Source organism: Bradyrhizobium frederickii, from assembly GCF_004570865.1.
Taxonomy (GTDB): Bacteria; Pseudomonadota; Alphaproteobacteria; order Rhizobiales; family Xanthobacteraceae; genus Bradyrhizobium; species Bradyrhizobium frederickii.
On record NZ_SPQS01000003.1, the window covers coordinates 20,386 to 32,294 of the forward strand.

The 11,909-nt window shown below is 62.8% G+C and carries 8 protein-coding genes; 5 read left to right on the forward strand and 3 right to left on the reverse strand.

Features of this window, described 5'->3' with window-relative positions; translation table 11 throughout:
- Positions 1-286 precede the first annotated feature (286 nt).
- Entirely contained in the window at positions 287-481 is a 195-nt protein-coding gene (locus tag E4K64_RS05570) for a hypothetical protein (protein ID WP_135162565.1), read from the reverse strand.
- Between the two features lie 1,395 nt (positions 482-1,876).
- On the opposite strand from E4K64_RS05570, the gene E4K64_RS05580 reads away from it, so the two are divergent.
- The 4 genes from E4K64_RS05580 (at position 1,877) to E4K64_RS05595 (ending at position 6,258) form a co-directional block, all read left to right on the forward strand.
- Positions 1,877-2,704 carry an AfsR/SARP family transcriptional regulator gene (locus E4K64_RS05580; RefSeq protein WP_135162566.1) on the forward strand — a complete coding sequence of 276 codons (828 nt, stop codon included), beginning with the start codon at positions 1,877-1,879 and terminating at the stop codon, positions 2,702-2,704.
- Positions 2,705-2,791: 87 nt separating this feature from the next.
- Positions 2,792-3,967 carry a hypothetical protein gene (locus E4K64_RS05585; RefSeq protein ID WP_135162567.1) on the forward strand — a complete coding sequence of 392 codons (1,176 nt, stop codon included), beginning with the start codon at positions 2,792-2,794 and terminating at the stop codon, positions 3,965-3,967.
- A 63-nt stretch (positions 3,968-4,030) separates the two neighbouring features.
- Positions 4,031-4,261, forward strand: a complete 231-nt coding sequence (locus E4K64_RS05590; protein ID WP_135162568.1) for a hypothetical protein — start codon at positions 4,031-4,033, stop codon at positions 4,259-4,261.
- Positions 4,262-4,308: 47 nt separating this feature from the next.
- Positions 4,309-6,258: a S8 family serine peptidase gene (locus tag E4K64_RS05595; protein ID WP_135162569.1), complete on the forward strand. Its 1,950-nt coding sequence runs from the start codon at positions 4,309-4,311 to the stop codon at positions 6,256-6,258.
- Between the two features lie 769 nt (positions 6,259-7,027).
- Here the strand turns inward: E4K64_RS05595 and ppsA are convergent.
- Together ppsA and E4K64_RS05610 are read right to left on the reverse strand one after the other, a co-directional pair.
- Complete coding sequence (gene ppsA, locus E4K64_RS05605; RefSeq protein ID WP_135162570.1) at positions 7,028-9,496, reverse strand: phosphoenolpyruvate synthase; 2,469 nt, start codon at positions 9,494-9,496, stop codon at positions 7,028-7,030.
- 104 nt (positions 9,497-9,600) lie between these two features.
- Positions 9,601-10,542: a 1-phosphofructokinase family hexose kinase gene (locus tag E4K64_RS05610; RefSeq protein WP_135162571.1), complete on the reverse strand. Its 942-nt coding sequence runs from the start codon at positions 10,540-10,542 to the stop codon at positions 9,601-9,603.
- Between the two features lie 441 nt (positions 10,543-10,983).
- Between E4K64_RS05610 and E4K64_RS05615 the strand changes: the two genes are divergently transcribed.
- Positions 10,984-11,832, forward strand: a complete 849-nt coding sequence (locus E4K64_RS05615) for a helix-turn-helix transcriptional regulator (RefSeq protein WP_135162572.1) — start codon at positions 10,984-10,986, stop codon at positions 11,830-11,832.
- Positions 11,833-11,909: the final 77 nt, after the last annotated feature.

Sequence of the window (11,909 nt, forward strand, 5' to 3'; positions counted from 1 at the left end):
GGCTATTGGATGTGGTCGGGAAGCGGCTCGTTGAGAGAGGGGAAGTCTGGGACATCCATCAACAATGGACCGGCCGGAGTTCCGCCGCTGTACCGTTTTGCTCACCCGCCAAGAATTTCAAGGCAAACCATTTCAAGGCAAACCATTTCAAGGCAAACCACAGGCAGCCTCGCCGAGGGGAGCGTAGCCGAATTGAACCTTTACCCATCAGGGCGCGGCGCAGGGTTCTACCAAGGTGGCCGGATCATCCATGCCGCAATCTGGGCTCCACCCAGGCCGCCAATTGTCAGCTCCGACGCCCGGGGACGCCGGGCTCCACGTCGTCGGGCCAGTCATACGGCTTCGTATGCTTGGCTTCCTCTTCGGCCAGAAGCCGGATCAACGTTTGGTGGCGAGCCTCATCCCGATGCGGGTCACCCTCGCCGATGGCGATGAGCTTCTTGTAGCGCCGGATATTTTCGTGATTGATGTAGTCATTCATTGCGCCCTCCAACGGACTTGGCAGCGTGGCGCGCGAGATCATTAATGGCTGCCTCTTGGCAGCAAACGCAAGCCTTACTTTGTCGGCCAGGGAAGGAAATGCGAGACAGTGCCCCTGTCCCACAAGCCATCCATCAATGATTTGCAACCAAATGGCCTCGTGGCCGTTCTGTCGTGATCACCGCCTGTCCGTTGGGCTTCCGGTGGCTGAGAGACCCGACAGTGCTCCCGCTCATGAAAGGGAGACACCCATGGAAAACCAACCGTCACAGGCGTCGATCGCACTGACCTGCTCGGATTGCGGGAGGCGACCCAAGTTCGTCACCAGCATCCTGGTGCCCCGGACAGCGCGCACAATCCGCTTGTTCACCTGCGAGTGCGGGAAGCGAAACTGGATCGAAAGCGAATAATTGAAGTTAGCGCGGACAGCAACTGAGGCGCTCGAGGCCGGTCTACCCCGATGATCGAGTTCAGACGCGGTCTGAACACAAAGCCAGAGCACATTGACGCATCACCGTTCGTCGTCGGCCGTTAGCGGTGACAGAGAGTGCTGCAGGCTCCCGCCCAAGCACGGAGCATTGGTTATGTCGAACTACAAAGCCTACCTCATTTCTCGAGACGGCCACCACATCAGAGCTGTCGACCTTGAGTGTGTCGACGATGACGCTGCAAAGAGACTTGCCGAGCAGCTCACGAATTTCAGCAATGTTGAGCTATGGGAGCACGCCCGCAGAGTTGCGAAGTTTGGCAGCAAATCTGACTGAAGGACATTAACCGCGGGCGTCCCTGCTGCTCATTCCCTGTCGTCGTCCCCGACCAACGGATCGCGCCGCCGACCGGGTGCACCGGATGCATGACGGCACTGAGGTCACTCGCCTTCTCTCGTTCCAATGTCCTTCCAGCCGGCGTACCTATCCTGTTGAAGATCGGCTCAACCCTTAAGCGGTCGGTCTTGAATTACATATTGATTTTTAGTTGCATAAGGTTCGCATTGTTATTCGGAATGGCGCGCCATTCACATGCAACCGCCGCACGAGGTGACGACCATTGCACGGCGTTCGGTGTGCCATATCATGCCAACGTCATCAGCGGTTCCAGCTTCGTCGTCGACGAACGCATCAGTGCGACCGATCGCGGCGCCGACAATTCGCATTTTGCCTATGGGCTATCTCACACATTGAGAATAAGTGGTCTCACAAATTGCTGAATCGGCGCCAAGCGACTTCCATTGCTTTGTCTAATTCAGGTTGTATGGTGGCCGTAAGAGCATTTCGACTTGGTCGATGACGTACGGACGGTAGGCGTTGTCCGAATCGTTGGTGATCATGATCACAAGAAAATTGTTCGGCCGTGGATAGAATGAGGGACAGAGGACAATGACCGAAGGATTAGGACAATGTCGCTGCTCCAGATCAATCTCTTCGGCGGTGTCGAAGTCATGCGCGCTTCCGGCGAGTCGGTGTTGATCTCCAGTCGCAAGGCTGCAACTCTTCTGGGCTATGTGGCGCTCAGTTCCCCTCGAGCCATTTCTCGCGGCAAGCTCGCGAACCTGTTGTGGGACGGTCAGTTCGGCGACCGCGCGCGCGCCAGCCTTCGACAAGCTCTGCTCACATTGCGGCGTGAGTTGCCGCAATATTCCGATGTGATCTCGGCTGATCGCGACGACATCCGCATCTGCCCGAACGCCATAAGTACCGACGTCGGGGAGTTCGAGCGGCTCCTGACGGATGGAGATCCCGAACGGCTGGCTCGCGCGGCGACGCTTTATCGGGGTGACCTTCTCGAGGGCATCAGTTCGACCTCATGCCAATTCGAAGCCTGGCTGTCTGCCGAGCGCCAACGACTGAGGACGAAGGCGATGCAGGCGCTTGCGGGCCTGCTGGACGCCGACGGGCGCGAACACACGGAGATAGCGATCGCGCTCGCGCTGCGTATTCTTGCGGTCGACCCGCTTCAGGAGGAGGTCCATCGTATCTTGATGCGCTGCTACGCGCAGCAAGGCCGCCGGACCGACGCGTTGCGTCAGTACGATCTTTGCCGCTCCGTGCTGTGGCGGGAGGTTCGCGCAGTGCCGGAGCGGGAGACCGAGCAGCTGCAGCGCGAAATCCGCCGCACGTTCCACGCTGCCCCCCTGCGGTCTGCCTCACTCAAATTGCATCGAGCCAAAAACATTGACGCAACTTTCACGCTCGGCGTGACGCCTGCATCACGATCCTGGTCGTAGCCTTAGCCGCTCGCACAATCGTGCGTAGTGATCCCGACTCCCTTTAGGGAACGCGTGTCGCAGGCACTTCATCAGGAGACTTTGATCATGACTGGAACACAGCAAGGATATGAGGACTACGGCCAATTGGATCCGCAGGGGATATTCGGCTCCATCCTCGGCGGTGCGGCCGGACGAGTTATCGGTAACTTGCTCGGCGGCAAGAGGGGAAAGAATATCGGCGGGATCATAGGGAACATCGGCGGAGGTTTCCTGCCGCTTTCCGCCGGTCCGGAAATGCCGCAAGGTTCGGTGCAGGTCTCCGACATGGAGCTGCAGAGCTTCTGGAGCGTGCTGAAGAAGATCGGCCAGGGCGTTCAGACCGGCCTGGATGTCGGTCACCAGCTCGGCGTGTTCAGCGCCGGCCAGCCCGGCGTTCAACCTGCTGCGGCGCAAGTCTCCGACATCGAGCTGCAGAGCTTCTGGAGCGTGCTGAAGAAGATCGGCCAGGGCGTGCAGACCGGGGTGAATATCGGTCACCAGCTCGGCGTGTTCAGTGCCGGCCAGCCCGGCCTGCAGCCGGCCGCGGCAACACCGCCGACCGACATGGAGCTGCAGAGCTTCTGGAGCGTGCTGAAGAAGATCGGCCAGGGCGTGCAGACCGGTGTGAATATCGGCCACCAGCTCGGCGTGTTCAGCGCCGGTCAGCCCGGCCTGCAGCCGGCTGCGGCAGAACCGCCGACCGACATGGAGCTGCAGAGCTTCTGGAGCGTGCTGAAGAAGATCGGCCAGGGCGTGCAGACCGGCCTGAATGTCGGTCACCAGCTCGGCGTGTTCAGCGCCGGCCAGCCCGGCGTTCAACCTGCTGCGGCGCAAGTCTCCGACATGGAGCTGCAGAGCTTCTGGAGCGTGCTGAAGAAGATCGGCCAGGGCGCCCAGACCGGCCTGGATATCGGTCGCCAGCTCGGCGTGTTCAGCGCCGGCCAGCCCGGCGTTCAACCTGCTGCTGCACAAGTCTCCGACATCGAGCTGCAGAGCTTCTGGAGCGTGCTGAAGAAGATCGGCCAGGGCGTTCAGACCGGCCTGAATGTCGGTCACCAGCTCGGCGTGTTCAACGCCGGCCAGCCCGGCGTTCAACCTGCTGCGGCGCAAGTCTCCGACATCGAGCTGCAGAGCTTCTGGAGCGTGCTGAAGAAGCTTGGCCAGGGTGCCCAGACCGGCCTGGATATCGGTCGCCAGCTCGGCGTCTTCAACGCCGGCCAGCCCGGTGGCACGATGCACTAGACCCAAGACGCAGGGGGGCGGGTGCAAGCCCGCCCTCTGCGCACAGACGAGAATGGAAACCAGATGGCGGATTCAAACGCGTCGCAGCAATTCATCGTGCAGGGAGACCCGGTCCAATCCGGTCAGCTCAGCGAACACTTGCAGCGTGAACCCGGCGTGAAGCGAGTCGCGCAGGTCGCACCCGACGTCGTCATCCTTTCGATGACGCAGACACAGGCCGATCGCCTGAAATCGACGTTTGCCACGCTCGTGGTCGAACCGGATTCAGCGCTGAAGCCATTCGATGCCGACTGATTTCGGTGGGCAAACATTGGACACGCAAAACATCAAGGAGGCCGCAGATGGCCACAAAAGGCAAATCAGGAACTTCCGCGCAGGGCGAGCACGGCGCGGCCGAACTGACGACAAACGGCAACGGTGCGCTTCCCGAACACGGCACCAGCCCGTCACCGGCACGAGGGCAGGGGCCCGCAACGATCGCATCGCGCCCGGCGCAATTCATGATCGCGCCGCAGCAGCAACCCGGGCTTGCGACCTTCAGCATCGATTTTCTGACCCAGCAGCTCACCAACAGCCCCGACATCGAAGTGGTGAAAACGGTGTCTCCGCCGCGCCTGTTCGGATTTCAGAGCGCAGATCTCGGACAAGTGCCGCTCAGTCCGCTGGTCCTTGCCAAGATGACTCCCGACAAGGCCCGGTTGCTGCAGACCCAGGCAGGAGAGCGTTGCGCGGTGGAGCGTGACGAGCGGCTGACCTACATGCTCGACCCGACCACGCCGCACCTTCCCAATCCGGGGGTGCTCACGCCGCTGGCTGACGGCTTCACCGCGACTATCGAAGTCTTGGGCCAGGACGGTCCGCTGCCCGAAGCCGAGGTCTATGTGTTCGGCAGCATGTGGCCGGCACAGGGCATCACCGACGCTACCGGCCGTGCCACGGTGACACTCCAGGGCGAAACTCCGGAGACCATCCGCTCGATTCTCGTCAAACCGAAAGTGGACTACTGGACCTTCTGGCTCGATCGTCCGCAGCTCGTTCCCAACAGCGTCAACCGGATCGTCGTGAGGGCGCTCGGCGCGGTCTTGCGGAGCTTCCCCGGCCAGCAATTGACCGGTTGGGGTGAGCGCGCGATGGGCCTTGATCGTCTGCCGCCGTCCTTTGATGGCGCCGGTATCAAGATCGCCGTGATCGATTCCGGCCTGGCGCCGACCCATCGCAACCTGCACGGCATCAGGGAAGGCACCAGCATCGTCGGCAATGACAAAACGGCGTGGACCATTGACACGATCGGCCATGGCTCGCATTGCGCTGGGATCATCGCCGGCGGTCCGATCGGCTCCGGCGGCGGAATCCGCGGCTTCGCTCCCGCGGCGGAAATCCATGTCTGCCGCATTTTTCCGGGCGGCCGGTTCAGCGATCTCGTCTCCGCGCTCGATTACTGCATGGAGCATGGCATCGACGTCGCCAATATGAGCCTGGGTGGCGGCGAGCCTTCGCGGATCATCGAGGACCGAATCATCCGGGCCAAGCAAATGGGCATGGCCTGCATCATTGCTGCCGGGAATTCCTCGGGGCCGGTGCAGTTTCCGGCTTCGACGCCGCATTGCCTGGCGGTCGCCGCGTTGGGCAAGTGGGGCGAGTTTCCCGATGACAGCTATCATTCGCAGCAAGCCCTCGATGGTTTCCAGAGCCGCGACGGCTATTTTCCGGCAAAGTTCTCTTGCTTCGGGCCGGAGGTCGACGTCTGCGCGCCCGGTGTGGCGATCGTCTCATCGCTTCCCGCCGATGGTTTCGGTGCATGGGACGGTACCTCGATGGCGACGCCACATGTCACGGGCCTGGCCGCGCTTGTGCTGGCGCACCATCCGGACTTCACCAAAGGCAGCTTCCAGAATCGCGATGCACGCCGTGTCGAGCGGCTGTTCCAGATCCTGAAGGAAACCGCGACGCCGCTGCAGTTCGGTGACCCGAATCGTACCGGCGCGGGACTGCCGAACGCGATGCGGGCGCTCGGCCTGGAAACCGGCGTCGCCCCGGTTGCCGCCGCTGCGTCCGGAACCGATCCCTCGCTGGCAACGCTGCGTCGTCTGCTTGGATTGCGGCCGGTCGAAGCGCCGAGCATGATTCCGGCGAGCGCGCCGGCGCCGCAGTCCGTTGATCCCCTGCAGAACGGCTCGGGCCACGTCATGCGCGGTCCGGCACAGATCGCGAACGCGACAGTCGCCCCCATGATGATGGATCCTGATCCAGCTCAGATCCGGCAGATCATGCACAGGGTCGGATTGCTGTAACGCGCGTCCTTGTGACCTTGCCGCGGGGCACAGCAGGAGCTGTGCCCCGCGCGTTTACTGCACCGTGGCAAGAAATCAAATGCCTGTGTCGCCACCCGTCAACCCCTCGCGGCAAAAATATTCAAGTTTACCGAAATTCGGAAATGACGTATACCCCGCCCATCCCGGCTCACCTTGAGGGGCGATCACGTCGTCGTCTTGTTCGCGAGCCGGGCTTGCGGTGGACGCGGCAGCGTCGGGCGCGAGAGGCGCGGGCAGGGCGGGTAGTCCCCGGTGAGCCCGTGGCCGCGCGCGGACGAACGGCGCTGCTAGGTTTCGTCTCGTCTGTAAGTTTCCGGCTCCGTCGACAGGGCCGGGAAAACTGCGGCGACATGGCGGGCCGTGCGTACGGCAAAACCGTGTGGTCCTGGCCGTCGTTGCTACGGTCAAGCTCTTGCGGAGGCGGCATCTGCGTCAACCGGCGCGGTGCCGGCGAATTCCGCGGGGGCGAGGGAGGCCAGAAGGAAAGTTCGGCTCCCGGGAGAGCACGGCATAAGCCGTCCGACCACCGCGCAGGGAAGGCCGAGTGATCGGCACCACCTGTATGCTGCTGTGCGGTTCTTCTGCGTGTGCATTTTGCGCAGCAGACCGCGGGTGCGAGGTCAGCACCCGGCCTTCCCTGCGCCCTCTTGAACGAGAGGGTGGAGTGAACCAGCAAAGCTCGGGCGAAAAGCGTCGCGAGGATGCGAAGTCGTGACCCAATCCCTGAAGTCCCTCACAGCTGCCACGATCAGTGTCTGAGGGACGCGTGATTCAGCACGTCAAATCCTTGGCCGTTTCGGCTCGTCTCCTCGGCATTGTCGGCATTCTGCTCGGCCTCGTACACGACGCCGATCGTCCGGAGGATGCTCGACGGATTGACGCTGATCGAGTCGATCCCAAGCCCGGCCAGAAACCGCGCGATCTCCGGATAGTTCGCCGGTGCCTCGCCGCAGATGCCGATATGGCGGCGGTTGCGCTTGGCGCCCTCGACGGCGAGTCTGAGCATTTCCAGCATGCCGGGATCGCGTTCGTCGAAATCGAAGGCGACGATGTCCGAATCCCTGTCGACGCCCAGCGTGAGCTGGGTCAGGTCGTTCGAGCCGATCGAGAAGCCGTCGAACAGCTCCGCGAACCGGTCGATCAGGATGACGTTGTTGGGAATCTCGCACATCACGTAGATCTCCAGCCCGTTCTCGCCCTGTCTCAAGCCATGCCCGGCCATGGTCTGGATGACATTGCGGGCTTCCTCGACCCGCCGGCAGAACGGAATCATGACCTTCAGGTTGGTCAGGCCCATGTCGTCGCGGACGCGCCGCAGTGCGGCGCATTCCAGTGCAAAGCCCGCGGCATAGGCGGGGTGGGCGTAACGGGCCGCGCCGCGGAAGCCGAGCATCGGGTTCTCCTCCCGCGGCTCGAAATCGGCGCCGGCTTTGAGACTGGCATATTCATTGGTCTTGAAATCGGACAGGCGAACGATGACCGGACGCGGATGGAACGCGGCCGCGATCGTGCCCACGCCCTCCGACAGGCGCTCGACGAAGAAGTCCGAGGGCTTCTTGTAGCGCCGGGTGATCTGCTCGATCAATCGCCGGTCCTTGGCGGATTTCACCTGCTTCGGCTTTGCCAGCGCCATGGGGTGAATGCCGATGTGCTGGTTGATGATGAATTCCATGCGCGCCAGGCCCACGCCGTCGTTCGGCATCATGGCGGTCTTGAAGGCGAGTTCCGGATTGCCGAGATTGACCATGATCTTGGTGCGCGGCTTCTTCAGTGCCCCGGTCGCGACTCGCTCGACGTCGAAAGGCAGGCGGCCGGCATAGACATGGCCGATATCGCCCTCGGCACAGGATACGGTCACGGTTTTCCCGGTCTTCACCTTCCTGGTGATGCCCGCAATCCCGACCACGGCGGGAACACCGAGCTCGCGGGCGACGATGGCGGCATGGCAGGTCCGGCCGCCATGCTCGGTGACGATCGCGGCGGCGATCTTCATGACCGGCTCCCAGTCGGGGCTGGTGGCCGGCGCGACCAGGACCTCGCCCGGCTTGAAGGCGCGCAGATCCTGCTTCCTGGTAATCAGCCGGACCTTGCCGGCGGCGATCTTCTCGCCGACGGCGCGGCCTTCGCCGAGCAAAGCCGCGGCGTTCGGCTTCAGGATATAGTTTTCCAGCGCCTCGGGCGTGCGGCGGGATGCAACTGTCTCGGGCCGGGCCTGGATGATGTAGAGCTTTCCGTCGGTGCCGTCCTTGGCCCATTCGACATCCATCGGCAGCGGATGTCCTGCCTTCTTCGAGTAATGGCTCTCGATGACGATTGCGCTCTCGGCGAGGCTGAGGACGTCGTCGTCCGAGATGCAAGGACCCTCGCGCTCGCGGCGCGACGTCGGCACGTTGCGCGTGGTGGTGCGCCCCCGCGAATAGATCATCTTCTTGTCCTTGGCGCCGATCCGGCGCGACAGGACCGCGCGGAAGCCCGCGTTGAAGGCCGGCTTGTGGACATAGAACTCGTCCGGCTCGACGGCGCCCTGCACGATGTTCTCGCCCAACCCGTAGGCGCCGGTCACGAACACCACGTCGCGAAACCCGGATTCCGTATCGAGAGTGAAGATGACGCCGCTGGACGCGAGGTCCGACCGGACCATCTTCATGACGGCCACCGAGAGCGCGACCTTGAAATGGTCGAAGCCGTTGTCGATGCGATAGGAGATCGCGCGGTCCGTGAAGATCGATGCAAAGCAGCGCCGGCAGGCCTCGAACAGCGCGCGCTCGCCGCGGACGTTGAGAAAGCTGTCGTGCTGTCCGGCGAAGCTCGCGGTCGGCAGATCCTCGGCGGTGGCCGAGCTGCGGACTGCGACCGCAACGTTCGGCCCGTATTCCTGCTCGAGCTGCCGATAGGCCTCCGCGACCTTCTGCCTCAGCTCGGCGACGTCGGTCGCGGCGTACACGATGTCCCGCGCCGCGGCACCCCGCCGGGCGAGGTCGGCGATACGCCGCTTGTCGAGGCCTGCAAGCAGCTTGCGCAACTCCTCCCAGGCGCCCTGCTGCAGGAGGGCGGCGCGATAGGCGGCTGCCGTCAGCGCGAAGCCGTTCGGCACCGAGATGCCGCGCCGCGACAGCATCGAATAGAGCTCGCCCAGCGAGGCGGTCTTGCCGCCGACCATGCCGACATCGTGAAGGCCAATGTCCTCGAACCAGCGAACATAGGGATTGCTGCTCATCTCTTCGCTCCGCATTCCAGGGCACCGGTCGGGACGCGATCCGCATCGACAATGTGGCGGGAGGCGGGGTGTACAGTGTTGCGAAAGATCAATGGAGGCGTCAGCTATGTTTCTTCAATCACGACCTGTTCGGCCAGCCGTTCGACATCCGCGGTCCGGCACAGCTCGGTGCCGGGATTGAGCAGGGCTGCGGCACCCGCTGCCATCGCGTAGCGGAAGGCGGCGCTCAGATCGGTGCCGGAGGCGAGCCGCAGCACCAGTGCGCCAAGAAAGCTGTCACCGGCCCCGACCGCGCTTTGCGGGATGATCGGCAGAGACTTTGCCCGCCATGTCCGGTCCCGGGTGACCAGCGCTGCGCCCAGATGTCCCATGGTCAGCGCGACGATCGACGCTTGCCGCATCTCCACGATGCGTCGGGCGGCCGCCACCCATTCACCGGCGTCCTGAGGCTCCGTTCCCGTCAATTCGCGCATCTCGCGCAAATTGGGCTTGATCAGGTCGACGCCTTCTGCAACTGCCGCGGCAAGCGCCGCTCCCGACGTATCGAGAATGATCTGGGATTCACGTCGCTTGGTGATCGCCGCCATGCGCGCATAGAAATCGTCAGGTACTCCGCCTGGCAAGCTGCCGCTTGCGACCACAAAGCGGGGAAAGGGATCGAGCGAGGCGATCCGCTGCAGGAACTCCGACCATTCGCGGTCAATGAGTGTCGGCCCCGGAAGGATGAAGCGGTACTGCAAGGCAGTTGACTGCTCGTGGACAAAGAAATCCTCTCGCGTCTCACCCGCGATCTGGAAGGTCTGGCTGTCAACGCTCTCCGCGTCGAGCAGGCGGCGCAGCAGATCGCCCGTCGCGCCGCCCACCGGATAGATCGCGCGCACGCCGCGGCCGCCGAGCCGCTTGATCACGCGCGCGACATTGATGCCGCCGCCGCCAGGATCGCGTCGCTGCGACGTGCCGCGCAGCTTCGCGACGGGAACGATCCGTTCGACCGAAGTCGACACGTCGACTGCGGGATTGATCGTGACGGTGGCGATGTCCGGCATGACCTTGTCTGTATCAGCTTGGAGTGGAATATCGGCTTCGCAGGATATCCGGCAGAGCAGGCGCCAGCTTAATCTGGATCAAGGCCGATGTTGCGCCGTCGGTCAGTCGAAGAATCGAGCCGAGGAGTTATTGCCGCTCACCTGGCACAGCAGCGGGCGATCAGCTGACGAAACCTCGTCGAACCGCTCGTAGATTAGAATACCTACAAGAACCGCGGCGCGTCATTATTCTGGAGTATTCTGATATCTGCTATTCGACGATCGGTCGCCACATCTTAGAAGCGATGTAGTGTACAGCGTTTGATCGTAGCCCTGGTGTGGCCGACAGACCTAGAATGGCTCAATGGCATACCTATTGTGCTGGCCGATCTCCATGGGAGATGGGTACGCAATCAGCTTGATGGGCGGGGCGCGGTGATAAGGCCTACGATTGCAGCTAACATGGAAAGTGCGCAAGAGCGGTTCTTCATGCTTTCCGGGGCGATGATCCTGTCTGCCGGCGTCAATCGCTTTGACGAGCCGAAGCGGGTCAACGTAGCCCTGCGTGCCGGCATCAAGACGGTGGTCCTTTTGAGCGGCCGGCTCCAGATCAGCATCGGGGGCGACAGCGCGCGCGAGGTGTGCGGGCCGACCGTCCTGGTGATCCGGAGCTCGGCGGATGCTGCCCGTGATCAGGTCTTCGCCGCAAACGTCCCGATACGCTATTTGATCGTGCAAATGGATGAAAGCGTCCTTGGATCGCAAACGGCCGCGGCGCTTGACCAATCCCTCGAGGCGCTCGCGACTCGCGGCGGCACCGGGGCCAGGCTGGCGTCACGTCCGGTCGGGCACGCGCTTCGGGCCCTTGTCGCGCAGATCACGAACTGCCCGATCCGTGGCCCGGAACGCGAGCTGTATCTGTGCGGAAAGGCCATGCAGCTCGTGGCGGTTGCGATCTCATCCTGTATCAGCGAGGCCGTTTGCGATGCCAACCTTGCATCTCGGGATATCGAACGGATTCGTCGGGCACGGGATATCCTGGTTGCGACAATGAGCGAGCCGCCAAGCCTGGACGCGCTGGCGCAACAGGTCGGATTGAACGTGAGAAAGCTCAGTGCGGGTTTTCGCAGCCTTTATGGCGCAAGCGTCTTCGGCTTTCTTCAGGAATACCGACTGGAGCAGGCTTACCAGCTGATATCGACCGGCGAGATGAGTGTGTCGCAGGCGGCGTTCCATGTCGGATACGGCGCTGCCCATTTTGCGACCATCTTCCGCAAACGTTTCGGCGTCTCGCCCAGCCGCCTGCGCTGACAACGGGCGCATGCCCAGGCAGTCTGTAGGTCTCCTAAACTTGATCGAAAGCGAGAGTCCGGCAAACGAAAGTCCGC

Excerpts from the sequence above, each read along its gene's own strand:
- E4K64_RS05570 (WP_135162565.1), bottom strand. The coding sequence starts at position 481 with ATGAATGACTACATCAATCACGAAAATATCCGGCGCTACAAGAAGCTC.
- E4K64_RS05580 (WP_135162566.1), top strand. The coding sequence starts at position 1,877 with ATGTCGCTGCTCCAGATCAATCTCTTCGGCGGTGTCGAAGTCATGCGC.
- E4K64_RS05585 (WP_135162567.1), top strand. The coding sequence starts at position 2,792 with ATGACTGGAACACAGCAAGGATATGAGGACTACGGCCAATTGGATCCG.
- E4K64_RS05590 (WP_135162568.1), top strand. The coding sequence starts at position 4,031 with ATGGCGGATTCAAACGCGTCGCAGCAATTCATCGTGCAGGGAGACCCG.
- E4K64_RS05595 (WP_135162569.1), top strand. The coding sequence starts at position 4,309 with ATGGCCACAAAAGGCAAATCAGGAACTTCCGCGCAGGGCGAGCACGGC.
- ppsA (WP_135162570.1), bottom strand. The coding sequence starts at position 9,496 with ATGAGCAGCAATCCCTATGTTCGCTGGTTCGAGGACATTGGCCTTCAC.
- E4K64_RS05610 (WP_135162571.1), bottom strand. The coding sequence starts at position 10,542 with ATGCCGGACATCGCCACCGTCACGATCAATCCCGCAGTCGACGTGTCG.
- E4K64_RS05615 (WP_135162572.1), top strand. The coding sequence starts at position 10,984 with ATGGAAAGTGCGCAAGAGCGGTTCTTCATGCTTTCCGGGGCGATGATC.